The 26,963-nt window shown below is 64.4% G+C and carries 26 protein-coding genes; 16 read left to right on the forward strand and 10 right to left on the reverse strand.

Annotated features, from left to right (window positions below):
• The first annotated feature begins 50 nt into the window (after positions 1-50).
• From ASF72_RS05190 to ASF72_RS05210, 5 genes are all read left to right on the forward strand, one after another.
• The gene (locus ASF72_RS05190) at positions 51-1,811 is read left to right on the forward strand and encodes an ABC transporter family substrate-binding protein (RefSeq protein WP_056597072.1); all 1,761 of its coding nucleotides are present in this window, start codon (positions 51-53) and stop codon (positions 1,809-1,811) included.
• 298 nt (positions 1,812-2,109) lie between these two features.
• Positions 2,110-3,747: a peptide ABC transporter substrate-binding protein gene (locus ASF72_RS05195; protein WP_056597074.1), complete on the forward strand. Its 1,638-nt coding sequence runs from the start codon at positions 2,110-2,112 to the stop codon at positions 3,745-3,747.
• Positions 3,748-3,958: 211 nt separating this feature from the next.
• Entirely contained in the window at positions 3,959-4,888 is a 930-nt protein-coding gene (locus tag ASF72_RS05200) for an ABC transporter permease (protein ID WP_056597076.1), read from the forward strand.
• Positions 4,878-5,870 carry an ABC transporter permease gene (locus tag ASF72_RS05205; protein WP_056597077.1) on the forward strand — a complete coding sequence of 331 codons (993 nt, stop codon included), beginning with the start codon at positions 4,878-4,880 and terminating at the stop codon, positions 5,868-5,870. Before ASF72_RS05200 ends, ASF72_RS05205 begins: the two co-directional genes overlap by 11 nt.
• An 11-nt stretch (positions 5,871-5,881) precedes the next feature.
• Positions 5,882-7,594 (forward strand): ABC transporter ATP-binding protein, encoded by a 1,713-nt coding sequence (locus ASF72_RS05210; protein WP_200933617.1) that lies wholly within the window; start codon positions 5,882-5,884, stop codon positions 7,592-7,594.
• A gap of 86 nt (positions 7,595-7,680) precedes the next feature.
• Here the strand turns inward: ASF72_RS05210 and ASF72_RS05215 are convergent, their stop codons facing one another.
• Positions 7,681-8,583: an SGNH/GDSL hydrolase family protein gene (locus tag ASF72_RS05215; protein ID WP_056597079.1), complete on the reverse strand. Its 903-nt coding sequence runs from the start codon at positions 8,581-8,583 to the stop codon at positions 7,681-7,683.
• 285 nt (positions 8,584-8,868) lie between these two features.
• On the opposite strand from ASF72_RS05215, the gene typA reads away from it, so the two are divergent.
• Positions 8,869-10,797, forward strand: coding sequence for a translational GTPase TypA (typA, locus tag ASF72_RS05220; RefSeq protein ID WP_056597081.1), 1,929 nt, complete (start codon positions 8,869-8,871; stop codon positions 10,795-10,797).
• 125 nt (positions 10,798-10,922) lie between these two features.
• Here the strand turns inward: typA and ASF72_RS05225 are convergent, their stop codons facing one another.
• On the reverse strand, positions 10,923-11,162 hold the full coding sequence (locus ASF72_RS05225) for a putative acetyltransferase (protein WP_050685872.1): 240 nt from the start codon (positions 11,160-11,162) through the stop codon (positions 10,923-10,925).
• Positions 11,163-11,312: 150 nt separating this feature from the next.
• On the opposite strand from ASF72_RS05225, the gene fdxA reads away from it, so the two are divergent.
• The 3 genes from fdxA (at position 11,313) to ASF72_RS05240 (ending at position 14,327) form a co-directional block, all read left to right on the forward strand.
• On the forward strand, positions 11,313-11,639 hold the full coding sequence (fdxA, locus tag ASF72_RS05230; protein ID WP_050685972.1) for a ferredoxin: 327 nt from the start codon (positions 11,313-11,315) through the stop codon (positions 11,637-11,639).
• Positions 11,640-11,652: 13 nt separating this feature from the next.
• Positions 11,653-12,813 (forward strand): succinyldiaminopimelate transaminase, encoded by a 1,161-nt coding sequence (gene dapC, locus ASF72_RS05235; RefSeq protein ID WP_082484036.1) that lies wholly within the window; start codon positions 11,653-11,655, stop codon positions 12,811-12,813.
• 227 nt (positions 12,814-13,040) lie between these two features.
• A complete protein-coding gene (locus ASF72_RS05240; RefSeq protein WP_050685874.1) occupies positions 13,041-14,327 on the forward strand; it encodes a citrate synthase in 1,287 nt (428 codons plus the stop codon).
• A gap of 59 nt (positions 14,328-14,386) precedes the next feature.
• Here the strand turns inward: ASF72_RS05240 and galE are convergent, their stop codons facing one another.
• Positions 14,387-15,406 (reverse strand): UDP-glucose 4-epimerase GalE, encoded by a 1,020-nt coding sequence (galE, locus tag ASF72_RS05245; RefSeq protein ID WP_056597082.1) that lies wholly within the window; start codon positions 15,404-15,406, stop codon positions 14,387-14,389.
• Between the two features lie 107 nt (positions 15,407-15,513).
• Between galE and ASF72_RS05250 the strand changes: the two genes are divergently transcribed.
• Both ASF72_RS05250 and ASF72_RS05255 read left to right on the forward strand, forming a co-directional pair.
• The gene (locus ASF72_RS05250; RefSeq protein ID WP_050685878.1) at positions 15,514-16,122 is read left to right on the forward strand and encodes a TetR/AcrR family transcriptional regulator; all 609 of its coding nucleotides are present in this window, start codon (positions 15,514-15,516) and stop codon (positions 16,120-16,122) included.
• A gap of 99 nt (positions 16,123-16,221) precedes the next feature.
• Positions 16,222-16,833, forward strand: coding sequence for a hypothetical protein (locus tag ASF72_RS05255; RefSeq protein ID WP_050685880.1), 612 nt, complete (start codon positions 16,222-16,224; stop codon positions 16,831-16,833).
• A 19-nt stretch (positions 16,834-16,852) separates the two neighbouring features.
• Here the strand turns inward: ASF72_RS05255 and ASF72_RS05260 are convergent, their stop codons facing one another.
• Both ASF72_RS05260 and dapD read right to left on the reverse strand, forming a co-directional pair.
• A complete protein-coding gene (locus tag ASF72_RS05260) occupies positions 16,853-17,701 on the reverse strand; it encodes a hypothetical protein (protein WP_050685882.1) in 849 nt (282 codons plus the stop codon).
• 7 nt (positions 17,702-17,708) lie between these two features.
• On the reverse strand, positions 17,709-18,737 hold the full coding sequence (dapD, locus tag ASF72_RS05265; protein WP_050685884.1) for a 2,3,4,5-tetrahydropyridine-2,6-dicarboxylate N-succinyltransferase: 1,029 nt from the start codon (positions 18,735-18,737) through the stop codon (positions 17,709-17,711).
• A 95-nt stretch (positions 18,738-18,832) separates the two neighbouring features.
• On the opposite strand from dapD, the gene dapE reads away from it, so the two are divergent.
• Positions 18,833-19,963 carry a succinyl-diaminopimelate desuccinylase gene (gene dapE / locus ASF72_RS05270; RefSeq protein WP_056597467.1) on the forward strand — a complete coding sequence of 377 codons (1,131 nt, stop codon included), beginning with the start codon at positions 18,833-18,835 and terminating at the stop codon, positions 19,961-19,963.
• A gap of 56 nt (positions 19,964-20,019) precedes the next feature.
• On the opposite strand, the gene ASF72_RS05275 is transcribed toward dapE, so the two are convergent.
• From ASF72_RS05275 to ASF72_RS05290, 4 genes are all read right to left on the reverse strand, one after another.
• Positions 20,020-20,859: an amino acid ABC transporter permease gene (locus ASF72_RS05275; protein ID WP_050685885.1), complete on the reverse strand. Its 840-nt coding sequence runs from the start codon at positions 20,857-20,859 to the stop codon at positions 20,020-20,022.
• A complete protein-coding gene (locus ASF72_RS05280; RefSeq protein WP_050685887.1) occupies positions 20,856-21,506 on the reverse strand; it encodes an amino acid ABC transporter permease in 651 nt (216 codons plus the stop codon). Before ASF72_RS05280 ends, ASF72_RS05275 begins: the two co-directional genes overlap by 4 nt.
• 85 nt (positions 21,507-21,591) lie before the next feature.
• Positions 21,592-22,479, reverse strand: a complete 888-nt coding sequence (locus tag ASF72_RS05285; RefSeq protein WP_050685889.1) for a glutamate ABC transporter substrate-binding protein — start codon at positions 22,477-22,479, stop codon at positions 21,592-21,594.
• A gap of 67 nt (positions 22,480-22,546) precedes the next feature.
• Positions 22,547-23,302 (reverse strand): amino acid ABC transporter ATP-binding protein, encoded by a 756-nt coding sequence (locus ASF72_RS05290; RefSeq protein WP_056597084.1) that lies wholly within the window; start codon positions 23,300-23,302, stop codon positions 22,547-22,549.
• A 104-nt stretch (positions 23,303-23,406) separates the two neighbouring features.
• On the opposite strand from ASF72_RS05290, the gene ASF72_RS05295 reads away from it, so the two are divergent.
• From ASF72_RS05295 to ASF72_RS19955, 4 genes are all read left to right on the forward strand, one after another.
• Positions 23,407-24,189 carry a TIGR00730 family Rossman fold protein gene (locus ASF72_RS05295; protein WP_050685891.1) on the forward strand — a complete coding sequence of 261 codons (783 nt, stop codon included), beginning with the start codon at positions 23,407-23,409 and terminating at the stop codon, positions 24,187-24,189.
• Between the two features lie 30 nt (positions 24,190-24,219).
• The gene (locus ASF72_RS05300) at positions 24,220-24,612 is read left to right on the forward strand and encodes a DivIVA domain-containing protein (protein ID WP_056597086.1); all 393 of its coding nucleotides are present in this window, start codon (positions 24,220-24,222) and stop codon (positions 24,610-24,612) included.
• Positions 24,609-25,868: a hypothetical protein gene (locus tag ASF72_RS05305; protein ID WP_056597088.1), complete on the forward strand. Its 1,260-nt coding sequence runs from the start codon at positions 24,609-24,611 to the stop codon at positions 25,866-25,868. The genes ASF72_RS05300 and ASF72_RS05305 overlap by 4 nt, the downstream gene beginning before the upstream one ends.
• Positions 25,869-26,100: 232 nt before the next feature.
• Entirely contained in the window at positions 26,101-26,268 is a 168-nt protein-coding gene (locus ASF72_RS19955) for a DUF3117 domain-containing protein (protein WP_009357720.1), read from the forward strand.
• A 48-nt stretch (positions 26,269-26,316) separates the two neighbouring features.
• On the opposite strand, the gene ASF72_RS05310 is transcribed toward ASF72_RS19955, so the two are convergent.
• Positions 26,317-26,949: an O-methyltransferase gene (locus ASF72_RS05310; RefSeq protein WP_050685894.1), complete on the reverse strand. Its 633-nt coding sequence runs from the start codon at positions 26,947-26,949 to the stop codon at positions 26,317-26,319.
• Between the last annotated feature and the right edge of the window lie 14 nt (positions 26,950-26,963).

Here is a 26,963-nt window from a genome sequence, read left to right on the forward strand (position 1 = left end):
CGTGCTGATGGCAGGTCCCCCTTCCCGGGAGGACAACACAAGGAGGCTCCATGCCTGTCAGGCATCTGATGCGGCTCATCGCCGCGGCATTGGCAGCCGTCCTGGTTCTGTCCGGTTGCCAGGGCGGCGGCAGCGCACCGGTAGTGGTGGGGGAAACCAAAACCGGCGGCATTGCCACCGTGGCGGAGGTAAACGCCTTCACCTCGTTCAACCCCTTCAGCGCTGACGGCAACACCGATATCAATTCCAAGATCGGCGCCGTCACGCACTCCGGCTTCCATTTCCTGGACCAAACGGCCCGGGTGGTGCGGAATGACAAATTCGGCAGCTACGAAAAGATCTCCGACCAGCCGCTCAAGGTCCGCTACACGGTCAACGAAGGCGTCAAATGGTCCGACGGCGAGGCCATCGACGCCGGGGACCTTCTCCTTGCGTGGGCGGCCGGGTCAGGATACTTCGACGACGAGGATCCGGCCCTCGGTACCGGCACCACGTACTTCGATTCGGCCGCGGACACCGGCGGCCTCGCGGGCACGGTTCTCCCCGAACTCGGCGATGACGGCCGGTCCATCACGCTGGAGTACACCCAGCCTTACGCCGACTGGGAGGTGGCGTTCGACGTCGGCCTGCCGGCGCATGTGGTCGCGGCCAAGGGCGGCCTCAGCGACGAGGACGCCTTGGTCAAACTCCTCGAGGAATCACCGCGCGGCAACCCGGAAAAGCCGGCAGTCAACGCCGACCTGAAAAAGGTGGCGGATTTCTGGAACTCCGGGTTCAATACTTCGGCCATCCCCGATGACCCCTCGCTCTACCTCTCCAGCGGCCCCTTCATCGTCCAGGACATCGTGCCGGACGTCTCCATGAAACTGGTGCGGAACCGGGACTACGTCTGGGGCCAGGAACCCCGGCTCGACGAGATCAACGTCCGGTTCACCGCGAGTTTCCCCGCAGCTGTCGACGCCCTCCGGAACGGCCAGGCGGACATCATCGCGCCGCAGCCCTCCGCCGGGAATGAGGCCATTTTCGCCGGCCTGACCTCGCAAGGGGTCACGGTGGAAAGGTACAGCCAGTCCGGCTATGACCACCTCGACCTGAACTTCACCGGGCCGTTTGCCGCCCGGGAAGTCCGCGAAGCGTTCCTGAAGACAGTTCCCCGGGAAGCCATCGTTGAGGCCGTGGTGGGGGACCTGCTTCCGGATGCCAAACCACTGGATTCCCACGTGTTCCTTCCTGCGCAGCCGAAATACGGCGACACCGTCAAAAACAACGGTTCGGAAGCCTATGCGGACGTGGACATCGAGGGCGCCAAAAAGCTGTTGGCCGGCAAAACGCCCACCATCCGCATTCTGTTCAACCGCGACAACCCCAACCGGGCGGAGTCATTTGGGTTGATCCGTGACTCCGCGAAGCTTGCCGGCTTCACCGTGGTGGACGCCGGCGAAGGAAACGCCGACTGGACCAGGTCCCTGGGCAGCAGCAACCACGACGCCACGCTCCTCGGGTGGATCGGAACCGGCGCCGGAGTCAGCCGCGTGCCGCAGATTTTCCGGACCGGGGCGGGGAGCAACTTCAACGGGTTCTCCGATGACGCTGCGGATAAAGCCATGGCGGAGCTCTCCGGCACCACGGACCTGGGCAAACAGGATGATCTGCTGGTCGCCGTGGACAAACGGCTGTGGGAGAACGCCTACGGCCTCCCGCTGTACCAGACAGTCGGGGCCACCGCCGTGGGGCCGCGGATCACCGGTGTGAAATCCAGCGCCGGGCCGCTGGGCGTCTGGTGGAATGTCTGGGAATGGCGGCTGGCGTAGCCGCGTTCTGATCGGCTGCCGCACAAAGTGGCGGCGACGGACTCCGGCTGGGAGCGGTTCCACTCCCGATTTCACAGCTGCCACTACCCGCGAGTAGCATGTGACTTGCACAACTTCCGTTTACCGACTAGCGCGGCGAACGGCGCCGGTTACGGTTTGGCAACGGAGTACCAGTATTTGGACTTCAAGCGGTTAGGCTACTCGTATATGTAGGCCCCGTCACAGCGGACAGCTGTGCCCGGCCTGCGGGGAAACACAAGATTCCCCTCGTTATCTCCCACAACTCATAGGAGGCGGAATGCGTTTCACGCGCACTTCCAAAGCACTGGGCATGGCGGCAATCGCCGCGCTTGCCCTTACCGGTTGCGGCGCCGGAGGCGGCAGCAATGACGGTGCCAGCGGTGGTGACACGAACCGTGTGATCATCGTGGACGGTTCTGAACCCCAGCGGCCGCTCATGCCGGCAGACACCAACGAAGTTGGTGGCGGCAAGATCATCGATATGGTTTTCGCCGGCCTCGTCAGCTATGACCCGAGCGGCAAGCCGGTCAACGAGATGGCAGAGTCCATCGAGGCGCCGGACGGCCAGAACTACACCATCAAGATCAAGTCCGGCGAAAAATTCACCAACGGCGAGGCCATCACGGCCAAGACCTTCGTGGATGCCTGGAACTTCGGTGCGGCCGCCAAGAACGCCCAGCTGAGCAGCTCCTTCTTTGAGTCCATCAAGGGCTACGACGAAGTCAACGCAGAAGGTTCAACGGCTGACACCATGTCCGGCCTGAAGGTCGTTGACGATACGACGTTTACCGTTGAACTCGGCCAGCCTGAGTCCGACTGGCCGCTCCGCCTCGGCTACAGCGCGTTTGCTCCGGTCCCCGCGGGCGCACTCGCTGACCCCAAGGGATTCGGTGAAACCCCTGTTGGCAATGGCCCGTACAAGCTGGCCGACGGCGGCTGGCAGCACAACGTGCAGATCCAGCTCGTTCCGAACCCGGACTACGACGGTCCGCGCAAGCCCAAAAACGGCGGCGTTACGTTCAAGATTTTCCAGAACGATGACACTGCCTACCAGGACCTCCTGAGCAACAGCCTCGACGTACTCCAGACGATCCCCACCAGCGCGCTGGCCAACTTCGAGTCCGACCTGGGCGACCGTACGATCAACAAGCCGTACGCCGGCAACCAGACCATCGCCATCCCGGAATACCTTCCCGAGTGGAGCGGCGAGGCGGGCAAGCTCCGCCGCCAGGCCATCTCCATGGCGATCAACCGTGATGAGATCACCAAGGTCATCTTCAACGGTGCCCGCCAGCCCGCCAAGGACTTCACGGCCCCCGTGCTGGACGGCTACAGCGACAGCATCCCCGGCCACGAAAACCTCGAATTCAACGAGACCAAGGCCAAGGACCTGTGGAAGCAAGCCGATGCCATCCAGAAGTGGGACGCGAACAGCACTTTCTCCATCGCCTACAACGCCGACAAGGGCGGACACCAGGCCTGGGTTGAAGCTGTTGTGAACCAGATCAAGAACACCCTTGGCATCAAGGCTGAAGGTAAGCCGTACCCCACCTTCAAGGAAGCCCGCAACGATGCAACCGCAGGCACCCTGACCGGTTCAATCCGTGCGGGATGGCAGGCAGACTACCCGTCGCTGTACAACTTCCTCGGACCGATCTACAAGACCGGTGCAGGTTCCAATGACGCCCGCTACGCCAACCCGGCGTTTGATGAAGCGATCTCAAAGGGCCTCGGAGCCTCCTCTGTGAGCGAAGGCAACCAAGCGATGAACAAGGCGCAGGAGACCCTGCTGACGGATCTCCCCGCCATCCCGCTGTGGTACCAGGTTTCCCAGGGCGGCTGGAGTGACAACGTCACCAATGTCGACTACGGCTGGAACGGCGTACCGCTGTACTACCAGATCACCGGCAAGTAACTGAATAGGACGACGGCGGGGGGCTCCCTTCAGGGGTACCTCCGCCGTCGTTTTGTTGCCCTCAATCCTTCGCCCGGACTCCGGGAGTATTATCGCGGTTGGCGGTCGGTGCTATTCCGGCGCTACCTGCTCCTGACTGTAAAGGTTCTTTGATGAACAGCTCCACCACACACCTGGAGAAGCTGAACGCTTCAAGGGGTGGCATCCTCTGATGACCACATATATCCTCAAGCGCTTCCTCCAGGTGATCCCCGTTTTCCTCGGCGCCACGCTGCTGGTGTATTTCCTGGTTTTCAGCCTCCCCGGCGATCCCATCGCCGCACTGTTCGGCGACAGGCCCGTCAACGAGGCAGTCGCCGCCCAGCTCCGCAAGCAGTACAACCTTGACCAGCCGTTCTGGATCCAGTACCTGCTCTACCTCAAGAGCATTTTTACCTTCGACCTCGGCCTGGACTTTTCTGGCCGGCCTATCGCTGCCGTCCTGGGTGAAGTGTTCCCCGTGACCGCCCGCCTGGCCGTCATGGCCCTCATCTTTGAGGGCTTCTTCGGCATTCTCTTCGGCCTGATTGCAGGCCTGCGCAAGGGAAAAATCTTCGACGCCACCGTTTTGGTAGCCTCGCTGATCGTCATTGGCATCCCGATCTTCGTTCTCGGCTTCGTGCTGCAGTTTTTCATCGGCGTCCAACTGGGCTGGGCCAAACCAACCGTGAGCGCCGGCGCGTCAGTGCAGGACCTCATTCTTCCGGCCATCGTGCTGGGGCTGGGTTCGTTCGCCTACGTTCTGCGGCTCACCCGAACCAGCGTGCTTGAAAACATGAACGCGGACTATGTACGGACCGCCACGGCCAAAGGTCTGTCCCGCTCCCGCGTGGTCCGGGTCCACATCCTGCGCAACTCGCTCATCCCCGTGATCACGTTCCTTGGTGCTGACCTTGGGGCGCTGATGGGCGGCGCAATCGTTACCGAGGGCATCTTCAATATCCCAGGTGTGGGGCAGCGGCTATACCGGGCCGTGCTGTCCGGTGAAGGTCCCACAGTCGTGTCCATTGTGACTGTTCTGGTCCTCATCTACGTTGTATCCAACCTGCTGGTAGACCTTCTGTACGCCTGGCTTGACCCAAGGATCCGCTATGACTCCTGATAACAATCCCAACCGTCCCGGCGAAACGCCAGGAACCACCCGCAGCCTGGAGCATTTCGTCGCGGAAGTCGCCGAAACACCGCTCCAGGCTGTGGATCAGGTCAAAGAGGAATCAGCCCCGCTCAGCCTGTGGGGCGAGGCCTGGAAAAACCTCCGCAAGCAACCGCTGTTCCTGATCTCGGCGTTCCTGATCCTGGTCGTGGCCTTGGTGTCGCTCTTCCCGGGATTGTTTTCTCCCATCAACCCCGCCACCGAAGCATGCCAGCTGTCCAGTTCCAACGGGCCTGCCACGGCGGGGCATCCCCTGGGTTTCACCAAGCAGGGCTGTGACGTTTACGCGCGCATGATCTTCGGTGCCCAGGCGTCCGTAACGGTGGGCCTGTTCACCACCCTGGGAGTCCTGCTGATCGGCGGCATTGTCGGCTCGATTGCCGGCTACTATGGCGGCTGGATTGACGCCGTCCTGGCCAGGATCAACGACATCTTCTTCGCATTGCCGCTGATCCTTGGTGCCATCGTCCTGATCCAGGTTCCCTACTTCCGGGCGAACAGGAATCCGTGGACCCTGGTAGTCATCCTCGTTGTTTTCGGCTGGCCCCAGATTGCCCGCATCACCCGTGGCGCGGTCATTGAAGTGCGCAATGCAGACTTTGTCACGGCCGCCCGTTCGCTGGGCGTCTCGAAGTTCAGCGCACTTGTCCGCCACGTGTTGCCCAACTCGCTGGCACCCATCATTGTGGTTGCGACCATCTCGCTGGGAACCTTCATCGTGGCGGAAGCGACCCTGTCGTTCCTCGGCATTGGGCTGCCGCCCAGCGTGATGTCCTGGGGCAACGACATCCAGGCCGCCCAGTCCTCGCTGCGGTCCAATCCGCTGCCCCTGCTGTACCCCGCCATTGCGCTGTCCATTACCGTGCTGAGCTTCATCATGCTGGGCGATGCCCTGCGTGACGCTCTCGATCCCAAGGCGCGGAAGCGTTGAGAGGGGATGCTGTGAACGAGTCCATCGACATACGTGAAACAGGAAGCCGTACCGGGCGCCCGCTCCTGGAGATCAAGGATCTGGCTATTACGTTTGCTACAAGCAATGGCGACGTCAACGCGGTCCGGAATGCCCACCTGACCATCATGCCCGGCGAGACGGTGGCTATCGTAGGTGAATCAGGCTCCGGAAAGTCCACCACTGCACTGGCTGCAATCGGGCTTCTGCCCGGAAACGGAAGGGTCTCCGCCGGACAGATCTTCTTTGACGGCGAAGACATTGCCCATGCCAGCGAGAAGCGCATGATTGAGCTTCGGGGCAACAGCATCGGTATGGTGCCGCAGGACCCGATGTCCAACCTGAACCCGGTCTGGAGGATCGGTTACCAGGTTAAGGAGACGCTCAAGGCCAACGGGCTGCCCAGCGGTCCCGAGGACGTTGCAAAGGTCCTCACGGAGGCCGGGCTGCCCGACGCGGCCCGGCGTGCCAAGCAGTACCCGCATGAGTTCTCCGGAGGCATGCGCCAACGGGCGCTGATTGCCATCGGCCTGTCGTGCCAGCCGCGCCTGCTGATCGCCGATGAGCCCACATCCGCATTGGACGTGACGGTCCAGCGGCAGATCCTTGACCATCTGGACAAGATGACATCCGAACTGGGTACCGCGGTCCTGCTGATTACCCACGACCTCGGGCTCGCAGCTGAACGCGCTGACAAGGTAGTGGTCATGTACCGCGGGCAGGTTGTGGAGGCAGGGCCGTCGCTTGAGCTCCTGCGCAACCCGCAGCACCCCTACACAAAGCGGCTGGTCAATTCCGCTCCTTCGCTCGCCTCACGACGTATCCAGGTGGCGAAGGACCGGGGGCTCGAGTCCAGCGATTTGCTCACCAGCGACGACGTCGTGGTTGAAAAGTCCAAGCCGGCTGAGGTTCTCCAGATCGAAAACCTCAGCAAAGTGTTCAAGCTGCGCTCGGGGTTCGCCCGGTCAACCGACTTCACCGCGGTGGACGATGTTTCGTTCTCCATCAAACGGGGAACCACAACGGCGATCGTGGGGGAGTCGGGGTCCGGCAAGTCCACGGTGGCGCAGATGGTCCTGAACCTCCTCAAACCCACATCCGGCAGGATTGTTTTTGATGGTGTGGACACGTCGACGCTGAACACCAAGGATATTTTCAAATTCCGCCGGCGTGTGCAGCCCATCTTCCAGGATCCCTACGGATCCCTGGACCCGATGTACAGCATCTTCCGCACCATCGAGGAACCGCTGCGCGTCCATAAGATCGGCGATGCCGCAAGCCGGGAAAAGAAGGTCCGGGAGCTCCTGGATCAGGTGTCGCTGCCGCAGTCCACCATGAAGCGCTACCCGAACGAGCTGTCGGGTGGGCAGCGCCAGCGTGTTGCCATTGCACGTGCACTGGCGCTCGACCCCGAGGTGATCATTTGCGACGAAGCCGTCTCGGCCCTGGACGTCCTGGTCCAGGCGCAGGTCCTGAACCTCCTGGCGGAACTGCAGTCCCGTCTCGGCCTGACCTATCTCTTCATTACCCACGACCTTGCTGTGGTCCGCCAGATCGCGGATCACGTCTGCGTTATGGAGAAGGGAAAACTGGTGGAGACCGGAACGACGGACGACGTCTTCGATTCGCCGCAGAGGGACTACACCAAGGCCCTTCTCAACGCGATCCCCGGGGCTACCCTGATGCTTCCGCCTGAGGTCGCATAGTCGTACCGTTCCACAAAACAGGAGCCGAAGTCCGCAAGGACTTCGGCTCCTGTCTTTTCATCAGCAGGACGTAAAGGGTCCGGTCCTCAATCCTGGTTGGATCCCACCGGAGCCAGGCTGCCCTGGGCCATCAGCCGGTCGGGGTCGACAGTGGTTTTCCGTTCCAGGTTGAGCTCCCGCAGCTTGCCGTCCAGGACCTTACCCAGGGTCTTCCGGCCAGCCGGATTCATGTGCACGGCGTCGGCAAGGTCCTTGGTGGCGCCGTATTTGGTCAGCCAGTCGCCGGCTGAGATAAACGGCAGGCCATGCGCGGCTGCCACTGATCCCAGCAGGGTGTCCACTTCGGTGCGGCGGCCGCCACCGTTCGCCGCGCCCTTGGCCAGGGTGCCGATAAGCACAATCCGGGTGCCCAGGTAGCGGGTCTTCAGTTCGGCGATGAGGCGGTCCGCGTTCGCGGAGATCTGGCTGTTGCTGGCCCCGGTGCCGGCGTCGTTGCCACCACCCTGGATGACGATCATTGCCGGCGTGCCCGAAGGCAGCAGCCAGTTGCCGTTCAGCAGCGCGTCGATGTAGTTTCCAACGCCACCATTGGCGGCGACGTAGCCCGTGCCGCCGAGTCCGCAAAAGTAGACGCTATAGCCGGCCGAGGCGAGGCCCAGGCGGGGCCAGCCGTCCTGCGGGGCGGACTGGGAGTCGCCAATCAGCAGCACGGTTTTGCTGATGTCCGGAACCACCACTTCAAGCCGGCCGTTGGCAGGGTTCCTTACCTGGGTACCCGCGGGCAGCGCCTTGGTGTTCGCTCCGGCGGCCTGCGGCTGGGAGGCGCCGGCAGGTTGCGGCGATGGCGCGGGTGCCTGGGTTGCCGAAGGTGCGGCAGCGGGCGGCGGAACATTGGGGGCACCGCAACCGGCGATCAGGACCATGCCGGAGAGCGCCAAAGTGACGGCTGCGGAAGCGCGTCCGCGGGTCCGGGATAAAACAGTTCGCATCGGGTGTCTCCGGGCTCGCATTAGGTGTCAGAGCAATCATGTGGCATGGAGCGCGGTTTCGCCAGCCATGGTGACCCAAAGTTCCGGTGTGGCGTGCCATGGGTTGTCGGCCGCCGGGCCGGGGGCTTCCGGCTGGCCGGGCGGGCGCCGTCCGTTTTTAGGCCAATAAATGCCGCAGGGGGTAAACTTGTGGTAGGCGCCCTGTGCTAAGGGCCGGATCCTTCGTGCGTTCCAGTTGGAAATGTCGCGATACAACAGCTGACCCACTGAATCGAGTCATTACGCATGTCTGAAACCACCACCAACACCGCGCTGAACACTGCTTCCCGCAGTGACCTGCGCAACGTCGCGATCGTGGCCCACGTTGACCACGGCAAGACCACTCTGGTCGACGCCATGCTCAAGCAGACCAACTCCTTTGCCGAGCACAACCACCTCGAAGACCGCGTGATGGACTCCGGTGACCTGGAACGCGAAAAAGGCATCACCATCCTGGCCAAGAACACCACGGTGGCCTACAACGGACCGTCCTCCAACGGTGAGACCATCACCATCAACGTCATCGACACCCCCGGCCACGCCGACTTCGGCGGCGAGGTGGAGCGCGGCCTGTCCATGGTGGACGGCGTGGTACTCCTCGTTGACGCATCCGAGGGCCCGCTGCCCCAGACCCGCTTCGTGCTGCGCAAGGCCCTGGCCGCGCACCTGCCGGTCATCCTCCTCGTCAACAAAACGGACCGCCCCGACTCCCGCATCGACGAAGTTGTCCACGAGTCCATGGACCTCCTGCTGGGCCTGGCCTCCGACCTCGCCGACGAAGTTCCGGACCTGGACCTGGACAAGATCCTTGAAGTTCCGGTTGTCTACGCAGCCGCTAAGGTAGGCCGTGCCTCCCTGGTGCAGCCGGCGGACGGCTCCGCTCCGGACAATGAGGACCTTGAGCCGCTGTTCAAGACCATCATCGAGCACATCCCCGCGCCGACGTACAACCCGAACGGCGTACTCCAGGCACACGTCACCAACCTGGACGCCTCACCGTTCCTGGGCCGTCTTGCACTGCTTCGCATCTACAACGGCACCCTGCGCAAGGGGCAGACCGTCGCCTGGGCCCGCGCCAACGGCGAGCTCAAGAACGTCAAGATCACCGAACTGCTGGCCACCAAGGCACTGGACCGCGTTCCGGCCGATTCTGCGGGACCGGGCGAAATCGTTGCTGTCGCCGGCATCGAGGAAATCACCATTGGTGAGACCCTCACCGACGTCGACAACCCGCAGCCGTTGCCGCTGATCACGGTTGACCCGCCGGCAATCTCCATGACCATCGGTATCAACACATCCCCGATCGCCGGTAAGGTCAAGGGCCACAAGGTCACCGCACGCCAGGTCAAGGATCGTCTTGACAAGGAACTGATCGGTAACGTTTCTTTGAACGTTCTCCCCACCGAGCGTCCCGACGCTTGGGAAGTTCAGGGCCGTGGCGAATTGGCTCTGTCCATCTTGGTTGAGCAGATGCGCCGTGAAGGCTTCGAGCTGACCGTGGGCAAGCCGCAGGTTGTCACCAAGACCATCGACGGCAAGATCCACGAGCCGATGGAACACATGACCATCGACGTGCCGGAAGAGTACCTCGGCGCCGTAACCCAGCTCATGGCCTCCCGCAAGGGCCGCATGACCAACATGGCCAACCACGGTACCGGCTGGTGCCGCATGGAGTTCATCGTTCCGGCCCGTGGCTTGATCGGTTTCCGCACGCGCTTTTTGACCGACACCCGCGGTGCCGGTATCGCTTCCTCGCTGGCCGAGGGCTACGAGCCGTGGGCCGGCCCCATCGAGTACCGCACCAACGGTTCGATCGTGGCTGACCGCTCAGGTGTTGTCACCCCGTTCGCGATAATCAAGCTCCAGGAACGTATGAGCTTCTTCGTTCAGCCCACCTCCGAGGTTTACGAGGGCATGATCGTTGGCGAGAACTCCCGCGCTGATGACATGGACGTAAACATCACTCGTGAGAAGCAGCTCACCAACATGCGTGCAGCTTCCTCGGACACCTTCGAGAACATGACGCCGCCGAAGGTTTTGACCCTCGAAGAGTCCCTTGAGTTCGCCCGCGAAGACGAGTGTGTCGAAGTGACGCCCGAGTCCATCCGCATCCGTAAGGTGATCTTGGACGCCAGCGACCGCTCCAAGGCCAACCGCGCCCGCGCCAAGGTCTAACAAACCCGCAGCACCAACGAATGCCACCGGCGCCATGCCGGTGGCATTCGTCGTTTCGGGACGCATGCGCGCACCGAACCCGCCGGCCAGGCCGCAGGAACCGTCCGTGCGTAGTGAACCCGGCGTCAGCTGCGCGGGCGGCGCCGCGGCGGTGCCGGGGGAACGGACTTTGCCGCCACCACGGCGCCCAGGGGGATCACGACGGCGGCCTGCCGGGTCTGGACGGTGACGGAACCGGCGTCGCACGCCACCAGGTCGCCCAAGGCGTCCGTGAAGCCTTCAGGGATGCGGTAGCGGACCACAACCCGCGTTCCGGTCTTGGCAGCGGCAAGGAATCCGGCGGGGGTCGGGGCAGGCAGGCTCACCTGAACATACTAAACGGCTTCACACAAGCGCCCCGGCTAGGTTCGCGGTAACGGGCAGGGGGATAATAGGCTACAGAGTCAGGGTCCGGCCAGAGTTGCCGGATGCAAGAGCCGGCGGGACGCCGGAACCAACGTGGAGAGGCCAGGGACGTGACGTACGTAATCGCGCAGCCGTGTGTAGATGTCAAAGACAAGGCATGTATTGAGGAGTGCCCCGTCGACTGCATTTACGAGGGTGAGCGTTCGCTGTACATCCATCCGGACGAATGCGTGGACTGCGGTGCCTGCGAGCCCGTTTGCCCCGTTGAGGCCATCTACTACGAGGATGACACCCCGGATGAGTGGGCCGACTACTACAAGGCCAACGTCGAGTTCTTCGACGACCTTGGTTCCCCGGGCGGTGCCGCGAAGGTTGGCAACACCGGCAAGGACCACCCCATGATCGCTGCGCTGCCGCCGCAGAACCAAGACCACTGACCCCGGCGCACCCGTGAGCCCTGCAGTGAACACCTTTGGCCTTGCCCTGCCCGACTACCCGTGGGAGGCCATGGCGCCGTACCTGGCCAAGGCCTCGGAACACCCCGGCGGAGCCGTCAACCTCTCCATCGGCACCCCTGTGGATCCCACCCCGGCGCTGGTGCAGGACGCGCTGTCAGCTGCCGCCAACGCCCCGGGGTATCCCACCGTGCACGGCACGTTGGCTCTCCGCGAGGCCATCGCAGGGTGGTTCGAACGCCGCCGCGGCGTAGCGGGACTTGATCCCCGCGACGTGATGCCCACGGTGGGCTCGAAGGAACTGGTGGCGTGGCTGCCGCTGCTGTTGGGCCTGAAGCCCGGTGACGTCGTCGTCCGTCCCAAGGTTGCCTACCCGACCTACGATATTGGCGCCACCCTGGCCGGCGTCACCTCAGTTGCTACGGACAGCCTGGATGAGCTGGACGCCGCCACCCGGGCCCGTGTGCGCCTGATCTGGGTCAACTCACCCGGCAACCCCACCGGCAGTGTCCGGGACGCGGAATCGCTGCGCTCACTGGTGGCCCAGGCCCGTGACATCGGAGCCGTGGTGGCTTCGGACGAATGCTATGCGGAACTTGGCTGGGGCGAATGGGACGTCCAGCGCGGCGGAAACCCTGTGCCCAGCATCCTGGACCCCCGCGTTTCCGGTGGCTCCCATGACGGCCTGCTGGCCGTCTACTCCCTGAGCAAGCAGTCCAACCTGGCCGGCTACCGCGCCGCGTTTGTTGCCGGTGATCCGGCGCTGATGGCCAACCTGGTCAACAGCCGCAAGCACGCAGGCATGATCGTGCCGTACCCGGTGCAGGAAGCCATGCGGGTGGCGGTGGGCGATGACGCGCACGTTGAAGCGCAAAAAGACCTGTACCGCGGCCGCCGCGAACGGCTGGTTCCGGCCCTGCGCGGATTCGGGTTGGACATCAGGAATTCCGATGCCGGCCTGTACCTTTGGTCGACAGCGGGGGAGGACACCTGGACCACGGTGGCACGCCTTGCCGGGCTTGGCATTGTGGTGGGGCCGGGCGTTTTCTACGGTGAAGCCGGCAACGGTTTTGTCCGGGTGGCGCTGACGGGAACCGACGAACGGATCGACGCCGCAGTATCCCGCCTGACCGCGCAGCCGGCAACGGGGCTGTAACAATAGAGTGACTCGCGCCACATAGCGGCCGTTTCGGGGCCTCCTGGGCTGTCTCGGATTAGTGACACCCGCCAAGGAGCGGTATTTTTTAAGTGACTATCAATGGTGGCTTTCTACAAGAAGGCAGCCCGGGTGTTGGAACCTGTCTACTCAGGATCAGTGCGCGGCTCACCTGATGTTGGATCAAGCTTTCGACAGAGGCCCAGAAGCCTCATGAAGGGGACTCCATGACTGAGACCAACAACGCCGCCACCTTGCACCACGCCGGTGGCGAGCTGAAGCTCCCGCGCATCCAGGTTGTTGAAGGGAACGAAGGATACGACGTTTCCAAGCTGCTGAAGCAGACGGGCGCAGTCACCTTTGACCCCGGCTTCATGAACACCGCAGCAACCACTTCCGCCATCACGTACATCGACGGCGATGCCGGCATTCTGCGCTACCGCGGATACCCGATCGAGCAGCTGGCGCAGCACTCCAGCTTCCTCGAAGTGTCCTACCTGCTGATCTACGGGAACCTGCCCACCCCCACCGAGCTCGAAGAGTTCGACCAGAAGATCCGCCACCACACGCTGCTGCACGAGGAGCTGAAGGGCTTCTTCAGCGGCTTCCCGCGGGACGCGCACCCGATGCCCGTGCTGTCCTCAGCGGTGTCGGCGCTGTCCACGTTCTACCAGGACTCGCTGGACCCCAAAAACGCCGAGCAGGTGGAGGTCTCCACCATCCGCCTGATGGCAAAGCTTCCGGTCATCGCCGCGTACGCACACAAAAAGTCCATCGGCCAGCCCATGCTGTACCCGGACAACTCCCACAACCTCGTGGAGAACTTCCTCCGGCTGAGCTTCGGCCTGCCGGCCGAGCAGTACGAGATGGACCCGGTCATCGTCAAGGCCCTGGACCTGCTCCTGATCCTGCACGCGGACCACGAACAGAACTGCTCCACGTCCACCGTGCGCCTGGTGGGTTCCTCGGACGCCAACCTCTTCGCTTCCGTCTCGGCAGGCATCCACGCCCTGTCCGGCCCCGCCCACGGCGGTGCCAACGAGGCCGTCCTGAAAATGCTCCGCCAGATCCAGGCCGACGGCACCAAGCCCGAGGACTACATGGAGAAGGTCAAGAACAAGGAAGACGGCGTCCGGCTTATGGGCTTCGGCCACCGGGTGTACAAGAACTACGACCCCCGCGCCAAGATCGTCAAAAACACCGCACACGAGATCCTCTCCAAGCTCGGCGGCAACGACGAGATGCTGGAGATCGCGCTCCGCCTGGAGGAGAAGGCGCTCAACGATGACTACTTCATCCAGCGCAAGCTCTACCCCAACGTGGACTTCTACACCGGCCTGATCTACAAGGCCATGGGCTTCCCGGAGAAGATGTTCACGGTGCTCTTCGCCATCGGCCGCCTGCCGGGTTGGATTGCCCAGTGGCGCGAGATGACGCAGGACCCGCAAACAAAGATCGGCCGCCCCCGCCAGCTGTACATCGGCGAACCGGCCCGGGACTACCCCGCACGCTAGTCCCCATACGTACGACGCCGGCCGCCCACCTCCTGGAGGTGGGCGGCCGGCGGCGTTAATCAGCTTTGCGGGGCATATCCCTGCGGATTGTTCTTCTGCCAGCGCCAGTGGTCCTCGCACATCTGGTCCACTGTCTTGGTGGTGGCCCAGCTCAGGTCGGCGAGGGCTGAGGAGGCATCCGCCCAGAATGCCGGCAGGTCCCCGGCGCGGCGGCCCGTGACCTCGTAGGGGATCGGCCGGCCCACGGCCTTCTCGAAGGAGCGCAGGACCTCCAGGACGGAGGACCCCTTGCCGGAACCGAGGTTCCACCGGAACACGCCCGTGCGGTCCGCCACGTGGTCCAGGGCAGCGACGTGTCCGCCGGCAAGGTCAACCACGTGGATGTAGTCGCGCTGGCACGTGCCATCCGGGGTGTCGTAGTCCCCGCCGAAGACCATAAGCTTTTCCCGCCGGCCCACGGCCACCTGGGCGATGAACGGTACCAGGTTGTTGGGGATGCCCTGCGGGTCCTCGCCGATGCGGCCTGACGGGTGGGCGCCCACCGGGTTGAAGTAGCGCAGCAGGGCAATGTGCCAGCGGCTGTCGGCAGCGCCGAGGTCGGAGAGGATGTCCTCGATCTGTTCCTTGGTGCGGCCGTACGGGTTGTTGGCCCCGATCTCCATCTTTTCGACATAGGGCGTGGGGTTGTGCTCGCCGTACACGGTTGCTGAGGAGCTGAACACGATGGTGCGCACGTTATGGCGGTCCATGACCCGCAGGAGGTTCAGAGTGCCCACCAGGTTGTTGTAGTAGTACTGCAGCGGCTCCCGGACCGACTCACCCACGGCCTTCAGCCCGGCGAAGTGGATGACGGCGTCAATGCCGCTGCCGGCGAAGACCTGCTCCACGGCGGCCTCGTCCACCAGGTCAACATGGTGGAACGCGGCCTTCTTGCCGCTCAGCTCAGCGACCCGGCGCAGTGACTCCTCGCTGGAGTTCACCAGGTTGTCGATGACAACCACGTCGTGGCCCGCCTCCTGCAGCGAAAGGACAGTGTGCGAGCCGATGTAACCGGTGCCCCCGGTAACCAGAATTTTCATGACTCAACGCTATCCCACCCGGGCCGCCGTCCACCGCCGCGTTCCGGATGCCGGTCACGCCCGGCGGGTCCCCGGATTATTGGGCACATGTGTGCTAAATAAAAGGGGTGCCAAAAATCGTAGATGCCGATGCCCGCCGCCTTGACGTTGTGGAAGCGGTCCTTCGGATCATCGCCGTGGACGGTCTGGAACGGGCATCCCTCCGGGAAGTAGCGGATGAGGCGGGCCTGGCCGTCGGATCGGTCCGGCACTACTTTGCCGGCAGCGAAGAACTGCTCGAGTATTCCTTCGGTACCGTGGTGGACCGGGTGGTGGGCCGCCTGGCAGCTGCGCTGCCGGACCTGCTCCGGGAACCCGCCGGAACCCCCGGCCAGCGCTCGGCAGTCTTAACCCTGCTGGGCGGACTCCTGGCCCTGGACGAGGAACGCGCCGTGGATCTCTGCGCGTGGATTGCCTTCCGTAACGCCGCCAGGATCCGGCCCTTCCTCGCTCCGATGGCAGGGCGCAGCCACCGGGAAGTGGCAGCAGTGGTGGGGCAGGTGGTGGCCACGCTGCTGCCGGCGGACTGCCCCGACGAACTCCTCGTAGTGGAGGCGGAACGGCTGCTGGCAACACTGGACGGGCTGTGCCTGCACGCACTGCTGCAACCCGAGTGGATGACCGCGGCAATGTGCGCCGACGTGCTCGAACGCCACCTCGACGGGCTGCAGGCGTGAACGGCACTTCCGCCGGAAGCACGCGGGAATAGACTGTAGCCAGGGGACACCGGGCTGGCGCACCAGGCCCGGCACGGGCACGCCAGGGAAGGACTTTGAATGCATCACGCAAGCGGGTCAGGGTGGCAGATCAGCACGGATACGTCCGGGCCGATGATCATCGCGCTGTATGTCCGGGACACCGCCGGGCTCGATGGCGCAGGCTCCCCGGCGCTGTCCCATGCGGCACCGAAGATCCGGCGGGCTGACCACACACACCTCACCGCCGAGGTAGGCGGCATCAGCGCCCTCAAGACCGAATGGGAAGCCTGGTGGGAGCAGCTCCTGAAGGCCCACCCGCACCCCTCGCCGGAGTTGTCGCCGCCCGAATTCGAAGCGTTCGGCAATTCCCCTGCCCTGCAGCGCGTGCTCCAGGCGCACTTCGGTGCGGCTCTGACCTGGGCCCGGGAGCGCCGGAGCGAATATGCCGAGCTTGAGGCCGAGCGTGCCGCCAGCGGATCGGACCAACTGATCGCCGACCTGGTGGACGACAGGCTGATGGAGGTGGGTCGCGACGCCCGGGACTTTTCGCTGACCATCATCGAGCTTCCTCTCAATGAGCAGCGGGCCTGGTACCTGGAGCCGGACAAAATCATCATGAGCCACGGGCTGATGGGCCAGCCGGAACTGTTCCGGAGCTACGTGCAGCCTGTCGTGGAGATGTTGGTCTGACCCAGCGTGATAAGCCGGCTCAGTCCGCCGGGGCCACCGTGATGCGGACTTCGCCGTCGGTTCCGGGGGAGTCCGCCCACCCGGCCTGGTTCTCCCGCGTCCAGCTTCGGCCGGCCACGTCCACCCGGACCACGGCCATACCCTTGGCATTGGCCACCGCCCACTGCGCCACTGACCATGCCTGGCTTCCGCCGGCGGGTACCGTCACGGTCAGGCCGTCGACGGCGGCGCCCAGCGGCCCGTAGGCACGCTCCAGTTCGGCGGCCAGTTCCGCAGGATCCCCGGCCTCATCAACGGAGCGAAGGGTGCACTGCACGGCTTCGGGTGTCTGGCCGGTCAGCCCTGACGCGAAGGACCGGCCCATGTCCTCGTGCTGGGCGTAGGCGGTGGGAAAGGCCGAGCGCTGGACCCGCTGGGCGGCGTCGGTGATTTCCAGGGTCTCGTAGCCGGGGATCTTCACCAGCGCGTCGTAAAACGCGTTGGCCGCGTAGTACGGGTCCATGACCTGCGCCTCGGTGCCCCAGCCCTGGGAGGGCCGCTGCTGGAACAACCCCCGGGAGTCGGGGCCGGCCTGGTCGCCGTGGTCGATGTTGCGCAGTTTTGATTCCTGCATGGCCGTGGCAAGGGCGATGCTGGCGGCACGGGCCGGCAGCCCGCGGCGGACGGCGACGGCGGTGATCAGGGACGCGTGCAGCGCCTGGTCCGGCGCGAGTTCGGCAGTCCTCCCACCGGCCTCGGCCGTACAGCGTTCCGAAACGAGGGTTTCGGAACGCTGTACAAAGAAGACGGCGGCGTAGATTCCGCCGGCCACAAGCGCCACAGCCAGCAGGAGTACTGCGAGGCGGCGCAGGCCGCGTCTTCGTGCCACCGGGGAATCAGTTGGCGTGCAGGGCGGTGTTCAGTTCCACTGTCTGTCCCTTGCGGGCCAGGACCTCCACGGCGCCGCTGGTGGAGTTCCGGCGGAACAGCAGGTTCGGCACGCCGGAGAGCTCGGCGGCCTTAACCACCTTGGTGGTGTCTTCGCCGTCGGCGTCCTTGGGTCCCACCACGCGGACGCGGGTACCGGCGGTGACGTAGAGGCCTGCTTCAACCACGGAGTCGTCGCCGATGCTGATGCCCACGCCGGAGTTGGCCCCAAGCAACACCCGCTCGCCGATGGTGATCCGTTCCTTGCCGCCGCCGGACAGCATGCCCATGATGGACGCGCCACCGCCCACGTCGCTGCCGTTGCCGGTGACCACACCGGCCGAGATCCGGCCTTCCACCATCGAGGTGCCCAGGGTGCCGGCGTTGAAGTTGACGAAGCCTTCGTGCATCACCGTGGTGCCTTCGGCCAGGTGCGCGCCCAGGCGGACCCGGTCGGCGTCGGCAATCCGCACACCGGTGGGGACCACATAGTCAACCATGCGTGGGAACTTGTCCACCCCGTAAACGGTGACAGCGCCGCGCTTGCGGAGCCGGGCGCGGGTGAGTTCAAAGCCGTCCACGGCGGCGGGGCCGAAGTTGGTCCACACCACGTTGGGCAGTTTGCCGAAGATGCCGTCCAGGTTGATGCTGTTGGGCTGCACCAGGCGGTGTGAAAGGAGGTGGAGCCGGAGGTAGGCATCGACGGTGTCGGCCGGCGCTGCGTCCAGGTCGATCTGGACGAACACCACCTTCTGCTCGGTGCCGCGGTCGGCGTCGTCGCCGCTTTCGGCGATCAGGGTCAGGGCTTCGTCGGCATTCTCGACGGCGCGGAGGTTCTCCGCAGCGACGCCCAGGGCGGGGGCGGGGAACCAGGCGTCCAGTACGGTGGCGGATCCGTTGGCCGTGGCGATGGTGGCCACGCCGAAGCCGTATGCGGAACGCTCTCCGGCGGCGGTGGTCGAGGTTTCGGGCACAGCGGAAGCGGCAGTCTCAGTCATGCCTTCCAGTCTAACGAGGGCAGGCACCGGCTTCGAACTAGACTGGCTTCGTGACTGCCCTAACCTCCCCCGAGCCCCCTCCCGCCGCCGCAAGCCTGGAAACGGATGCCGTCCAGGCGCCCGCACGGCTTGATCTCAGGCAGGATGTGGCGCAGCTGACCGCCGCCATCATGGACATCGACAGTGTCTCCGGCAACGAAAAGGAGCTCGCCGACGCCGTGGAGCAGGCGTTGCTGGCCATTCCGCAGCTCAGCGTTGTCCGCGACGGGGACGCCCTGATCGCCCGGACGGAGCTGGGCCGATCCGAACGGGTCATCCTGGCCGGCCACCTGGACACTGTGCCCCTGCCGCTGGTGGCTGGTTCCAAAGGCACCGTGCCCTCCACCTGGGAATCCGGCGTGCCCGGCGAAGGGGTGCTGTACGGCCGGGGTGCCACGGACATGAAGGGCGGGGTTGCGGTCCAGCTGGCACTCGCCGCAGGCATGTTCGACGGCGGTGCGGAGCCTGCGCGCGACGTCACCTTTGTGTTTTACGACCATGAGGAAGTGGAAGCGGTCAAAAGCGGCCTGGGCCGGCTGGTCCGGAACCACGGCGACCTTCTGGATGGCGATTTCGCCATCCTTCTCGAGCCCACCAACGGCACAGTCGAGGGTGGGTGCAACGGCACCAGCCGGTTCGAGGCCACCACAGTGGGAGAGTCCGCCCACTCGGCGCGGGCCTGGATGGGCAGCAATGCCATCCACGCCGCGGCTCCCATTTTGGCGCGGCTCGCGGACTATGCGCCCCGGACGGTCAACGTGGACGGCCTGGACTACCGCGAGAGCTTGAACGCCGTGAAGATCCACGGCGGAACCGCCGGCAACGTGATCCCGGACAAATGCGTGGTGGAAATCAACTACCGCTTTGCCCCGGACAAGGACCCGGACCAGGCGGAGGCCCACGTGCGTGAGTTGCTTGCCGGTTTCGATGTGGTGCGGACCGACGCGGCGGCGGGAGCGAGGCCCGGACTGAACCACCCGGCCGCCGCCTCCTTTGTGGCCGCTGTGGGAGCCGAACCCAAGCCCAAATACGGGTGGACCGACGTCGCCCGTTTCAGCGAACTGGGGATCCCGGCAGTGAACTTCGGCCCCGGAGACCCGCTGCTGGCCCACAAGGACAATGAGCACGTGGACGCGGAGGCCATCCGCACCTGCCTCAAGGCGCTGCAGGACTGGCTGGCGGGCTAGGCGCACTGCAAAGAAATGGCCCGGATCGTTCGATCCGGGCCATTTCTCTTCGCTGGTTAGGGAGCAGCTGCCTCGACAGCCACCGGGTCAGCCTTGGCTGTGCCGCCGGCGGCTTTCTTGGAACCGCGCCGTTCGATCCACACGGCGAGCCGCGAGATGGCGATGTTGATGGCGATGTACATTGCCGCGGCCACGAAGAACACGGGGAACAGGAAGGCCGGTCCCAGGACGTCCGCCATGAGCTGGACTGCCCGCAGCAATTCGCCGTAGGCCACGATGTAGCCAAGCGAGGTGTCCTTCAGGAGGACCACCAGCTGCGCCACCAGGGACGGCATCATCCGGCGGACAGCCTGCGGAAGTTCGATCAGCATGCGTGATTTGAAGCTGGTCAGGCCGATGGCCAGGCCCGCTTCGCGTTGGCCCTTGGGGAGGGACTGGATGCCTGCCCGGATGATTTCCGCGAAGACTGCGGCGTTGTAGACCACCAAGCCGGCAACGACCGCAATAAATTGCGATGTGCCGAAGCCCAGGAGGATAAACAGCATCATCAGGACCACGGGCATGCCGCGAAGGAACTCAAGGACAACGCGGGTGGGAATCCGGATGGCCTTGAGGTCGGAGATCCGGAGCAGGCACAGCAGCAGGCCTAACGGGAAGGCAATGACGGCGGCCAGCCCCGCGGCCGACAGTGTTGCACCCAACCCGTTGCCCAGCAGGCGCCACACGTCCGCCCGGGTGAAGATCTGCCAGCGCCGGCCCTCAAAGATGCCCTGCTGGCCCAAAGTGAAGATGATCCAGGCCAGCAGCCCGAGGATTGCCAGGCCGCCCACCACGGAGCCGATCAGGGATATCCGGCGGGCCTTGGGGCCGGGAACGTCGTAAAGTACCGAGCTCATCGGGCAATCGCCACCTTTCGCTCCACCGTGCTGGCAAGGATGCCCAGCGGGACGGTGAGAAGGAGATAGAAGAACGCTGTGCCCAGCAGGACCGTGATGACCTGGTCACCGTTGGCGTTGGCCAGCTGCCGGCCGTAACCGAACAGTTCCAGGACGAAGAATGCGCCGGCCACGGAGGAGTTCTTCACCAGGGCGATCAGGATGTTGATCAACGGCGGGATCACCGTCCGCAGTGCCTGCGGGAGGATGATGAGGTTCAGGACCTGGCCGAAGTTCATGCCGATACTGCGGGCCGCTTCGGCCTGGCCTACCGGCACGCTGTTGACACCGGAGCGGACAGCTTCAGCGATGAACGCCGCGGTGTAGGAGCTGAGGGCAATGATGGCCGCCACCTCAAACTGGGCGAACTGGACGCCCAGGCGGGGAAGCACGATTGCGGCAAAGAAGAAGGCAATGGTCAGCGGAGTGTTGCGGAGGATCTCCACGTAGACAGTGCTGAAGCCACGGAGGGCAGCCACGGGCGAGACCCTGGCAGCTGCCAAGAGGGTTCCCAGTACCAGCGCGATCACCCCGGAGACGGCTGACAGGAAAAGGGTGCGGAGAAAGCCCTCCCAGTACAGGGGCAGACTTTCAATGATGACGTCCATATGATCCTTCGGCTCAAGAAGCGGAGGGTGGGGGAGCAATGCAGTGCCGGGCCGCCGAAGCGCGCCCCGGCACTGCCGTTGAGCCTTAGTAGCGGTTGATCTCAGGCAGTTCGGGCGCGGTCTTGATGACCGAACCGGCGGTGGCCTCCCAAGCCTTCTTGTAGGATCCGTCCTTGCCGAATTCCTCGAGCTGGTCGTTGATCCAGCCACGGAACTCAGTGTCATCCTTCTTCAGGCCGATGCCGTAGGGCTCCTTGGTGAAGGTCTCGTCAGAGGCCAGCTTGAAAGCGTCCGGCTCCTTGTCCACAAAACCGGCCAGGATCACGTTGTCCGTGGTGATCGCTTCAACCTGCTTGTTGCGCAGCGGCTCGAGGCACGCGGAGTACGTGGCTGCCGGAACGAGTTCAGCGCCGTACTTGTCCACGATCGTGGCGGCGGGGGTGGAACCGGTGACGGAGCAGACTTTTTTGCCCTTGACGTCTTCGGGGGTCTTGATGGAGTCGTTGTCCTTGTTGACCATCAGGGCCTGGCCGGCTTCGTAGTACGGTCCGGCGAAGCTGACAACCTGCTTGCGCTTGTCGTTGATCGTGTACGTGGCGATCACCAGGTCAACCTTGCCCTGCTCGATGAAGGGCTCGCGGTTGGCGGAGACGGTCTCGGACCATTCGATTTTGTCAGCAGCGATGCCCAGCTTGGCGGCAATCAGCTTGCCCATTTCCACGTCGAAGCCAACCGGCTTGCCGTCGAGGCCCACCTGGCCGAAGAGCGGCTGGTCGAACTTGGTACCGATCTTGATGCTGCCGGCCGAGGCGAGCTTCTCCATGGTGGTGCCGGCGGCGAACGTGGGCTTTTCGGCCACGGTGGGGTCACTGCCGGCGGTGCTGCCGCCGTCGCCGCAAGCGGACAGGGAGAGTGCAAGGGCAGCGGTAGCTGCCACGAGGAGTGACTTCCGCCGGGTCATAAATGCCTTCATGACATTCCTTTCATTGAAGGCCGTGGGTTACGGCCTGGATGCGAACTTGAGAGTTGAGGTTCGTAAATCAGTGCGTGAGGAGCTTGGACAGGAAGTCCTTGGCCCGGTCACTCTTGGGGTTGGTGAAGAACTCTTCCGGAGTGGCGTCCTCGACGATCTGGCCGTCCGCCATAAAGACCACACGGTCGGCGGCCTTGCGGGCGAAGCCCATCTCGTGCGTGACCACGATCATGGTCATGCCTTCCTTGGCGAGCTGGACCATCACGTCCAGGACCTCGTTGATCATTTCCGGGTCCAGGGCTGACGTGGGCTCGTCGAACAGCATGACCTTCGGCTTCATTGCCAAAGCCCGTGCAATTGCGACGCGCTGCTGCTGGCCGCCGGAGAGCTGGGCGGGAAGCTTGGGCGCCTGATGGCCCACGCCCACCCGCTCCAGCAGCGCCATGGCGTCCTTGTCCGCGGTGGTCTTGGCCACGCCCTTGACCTTGATGGGTCCCAGGGTGACGTTTTCCAGGATGGTTTTGTGTGCAAACAGGTTGAACGACTGGAAGACCATTCCGACGTCGGCCCGGAGCTGCGCGAGTTCCTTGCCTTCTGAGGGGAGGACTTTCCCGTCGATGGAAATGGTGCCGTCCTCGATGGTTTCCAGGCGGTTGATAGCGCGGCAAAGAGTGGACTTACCGGAACCGGAGGGCCCGATGACCACAACAACCTCGCCCTTGCGGACGTTGAGGTTGATGTCCTTGAGAACGTGCAGCTGGCCGTAATGCTTATTGACGGCCGTCAGGGAGACGAGCGAATCGCCGGGCACTTGAGTAGTCATAAAAAAGAATCTAGCGAACAACCGGGCCTTATGATGCGAATCACGCCAAGTTCGCGCCGATCGTGATTCAAGAGATACCTCCCGCCTGAGGTTAGCCTTGGGATATGAGCATCAACGCAGATCCGGCCAAGAATTCCCAGCCGCGCCGTAAAGGCCCCCTTGAACTTCGCCGTGAACAGGCACACGTGGATATGTCCGACCAGCACCTGCTGGATACCACCGGCGCCGGCCAGTTTGTGCATACCGATCCGTGGCGCGTGCTGCGGATCCAAAGTGAGTTTGTTGAAGGCTTCGGCGCCCTGGCGGGCATTGGCAAAGCCGTCAGCGTTTTCGGCTCGGCCCGGACCAAGCCCGGCACCCCGTATTACGAGATGGGAGTGGAAGTGGGCCGGAAACTGGCCGAAGCCGGCGTGGCCGTCATCACCGGCGGTGGGCCCGGCTCCATGGAAGCCGCCAACCGGGGTGCCGTGGAGGGCAAAGGCCTCTCCGTGGGCCTCGGCATCGAACTGCCGTTTGAGCAGGGCCTGAACCAGTGGGTCGACCTGGGGATCAACTTCCGCTACTTCTTTGCCCGCAAAACCATGTTTGTGAAATACGCGCAGGGCTTTATTGTGCTTCCCGGCGGGCTGGGCACCCTTGATGAACTTTTTGAGGCAATGGTGCTGGTCCAAACCCGAAAGGTGACCTCGTTCCCCATCGTGCTGCTCGGCGTTGACTTCTGGTCCCCTATGGTCGACTGGATCCGGGGCACCCTGGTGGCCGAAGGCATGGTGTCCGAAAAGGACCTGGACCTGATCCAGGTGGTGGATGATCCTGCTGAAGCCGTGGACCATGTGCTTCACATGGCCGTCTCTCCGGCCACAAACGGCGAGCAGCGCCCGGAGTAGCGCAGCCCTCTGGTCTGGCACGATGGAACGGTGAGCTTTTTCCTGGTTTTTGTTGCGATCGCGCTTGTTGGTGCTGTCCTGTGGGTCAGCGTGGGCCGGCGTGCCCGGAAGGTGGCGGCACGGCCGGTTCCTGACCTGCTTGAGGGCGGCTTCGAACAGCCTGCCGCGAACCTTCCGCCGGTGCTGCTCCCGGCCCGGGCACGTCCGGAGGACGTGGACCGGGTGCGGTTTTCGCTGGGGCTCCGCGGCTACCGGATGGATCAGGTGGACCAGGTCCTGGACGAGCTGCGGGACCAATTGGCTGCCAGGGAACGTGAGGTGACCGCGCTCCGGACCCGGGTGCTCGCCTTGGAGTCGGCGGCCGACGGCGGGTCCCCGGCCCCGGAATCCGCCGCACCAGCCGCGGAATCCGGCAGCCAGTGAGCACCGCAGTGCGCCGCCCCGGCTTCACCGCCTCGGCGCAGTCCATCGCCGCCAGGACCGGATCGGCGGTGCGCAACTGGCCCTGGTGGGTCCAGGCCTCGGCCATCTACCTCGCCGCCCGCCTGGTCAGTGCAGGCATCTTTATGGCCGCAGCCCTGCATCAGGGCGTCAACCCGTGGTTCCCGCCCAAACCCGACTACTGGAACTTCATCAACATCTGGGACGCCCGCTGGTACGGCCAGGTGATCGCCAACGGCTACCCGGCGGTGCTGCCCACCGACGCTGCAGGCAATGTCCAGGAAAACACGTGGGCGTTTTATCCGCTTTTCCCGGCGCTGGCCGGTGGCCTCAGCACGCTCACGGGACTGAGCCCCGCGGCCGCCCTCACCGTTGTGGCCATGCTGTCCGGGTGGGGGGCGGCCCTGGCCGTGTACCTGCTGTTCCGGCAGAAGGCGGCGCACGCGCCGGCGTTGTGGGGCGTGGCCTTCTTCGCCGCTTTCCCGGTGTCGGCGGTCCTGCAGGTCCCCTACGCCGAACCACTGAACCTGTTGCTCCTCGCCGTCGCCCTGCTGCTGGTGATCCGGCGCCGCTACTTCCTGGCCATGCCGGTGGTGGTGCTGCTGTGCCTGTCCCGGCCCGTGGGTGTCCCGTTCGCTGCCATGGTGGGACTGCTCCTGGTGTACCGGTTCATGGAACACTTGCGCAGCCAGCGGGACGGAACCGCAACCCCGGCTGCGCACTCCAGGGGTGACCTCGCCGCCCTTACCGGACTGACCGCCGTCGCCGGCCTTTCCGCGCTGGCATGGCCTGCAGCCGCGTGGGTGGCCACCGGCGACATCCAGGCGTATACCCGTACCGAAACGGTGTGGCGCGGCCACGACCTGGTGCCTTTCAAGCCTTGGTTCGACACCGGCGTCGACCTTTTCGGTCCTGTCCTGGGCCTGCTGGCTCCATTTGTTTTTGTGGCCCTTTTCGGTGCGATGCTGTTCCTGCCGCCCGTGGTGCGGCTCGGCGCCGAAATCCGGCTCTGGTGTGCCTGCTACATGGGCTACCTGGTGATGTTCCTGCACCCGCAGACCAGCACGTTCCGGATGCTGCTGCCCCTGTTCCCGCTGGCGCTCGGCGCGGTGCTGCTGTCCCGGTCCCGGGCGTACCGCGGGACCGTGGTGGTGATGTTCCTGCTCCTGCAGATGGTGTGGATCGTGTGGCTGTGGGCCTGGGCGCAACTGCCCGGCGGCGGGGATTATCCGCCGTAGCCGCCAAGCGCCACCCGGTGTGCCTGCTGCGAATACCCGGTGGACGAAAATGTCCATCGATTAGCTACAGCCGGGTAATTCCGGGATAATGATAAGCAAGCAAGGACAAAAGCATTCAGAATACGCGCAGCCTTGACGGGGGACTGACTCTCCGGCATCGCAGCATGCTCGACATGCGGACACAGCCCGACCGGGTTGATCAGTCCTGGGACAAAATGGAGGGGAATTCCTCATGGCGGCTATGAAACCACGCACCGGCGACGGCCCAATGGAAGTCACCAAGGAGGGCCGCAGTCTTATCATGCGCGTCCCGCTCGAAGGCGGCGGGCGACTCGTGGTGGAACTGAACGCTGCAGAAGCGGCCAACCTGAAGGAATGCCTGGTGGGCGTTACCGAATAGCAGTTCCAGCGGACAGGGTCCGCAGCCCCGTGGGCTGCGGGCCCTGTCCTATTTCTTGACTGCCACCAGGAGGCCGTCGCCGGTGGGCAGCATTGCCGAGGCCAGCCTGTCGTCGTCGCGGATGGAGCGGCCCACCTGGCGGAGCACCACCGTGTTGGCGTCCCTGCCGGCCGGGTTGGACACCCGGTCCTTGTCCAGGGCGTCGTTGATGATCAGCAGGCCGGAGCGCTTCAGGAGGCGGATGCCCTGCTCAACATAGCCGGGGAGTCCCGGCTTGTCGGCGTCGATGAAGACGAGGTCGTACGCGCCGTCCGTGAGGCGCGGCAGCACGTCGCCGGCGCGGCCGGAGATGGTCCGGGTCCTGTTGGCCGGGCTGCCGGCCTCGGCAAACGCCTCCCGTGCCGCCCTGAGGTGCTCAACGTCGACGTCGATGGTGGTCAGGACTGCCTGCTTGCCGAGGCCCCGGAGCAGGCAGACGCCGGAGACGCCGGCGCCGGTTCCGATCTCGACGGCGGTCTGGGCCTTGGAAGCGGCGGCCAGCACGGTCAGGACAGCACCGACGCCCGGTCCGATAGGCGCTACACCCAGTTCAAAAGAGCGTTCCCGGGCGCGCAGCATGACCTCATCCTCAGCGGGCAGATCTTCTGCATAGGACCAGCTGCTGGATTTGTCGGCGCTCATGGATTTCGCTTTCT

Origin of the sequence: Arthrobacter sp. Leaf141 (assembly GCF_001424565.1) — a bacterium.
Taxonomy (GTDB): domain Bacteria; phylum Actinomycetota; class Actinomycetes; order Actinomycetales; family Micrococcaceae; genus Arthrobacter.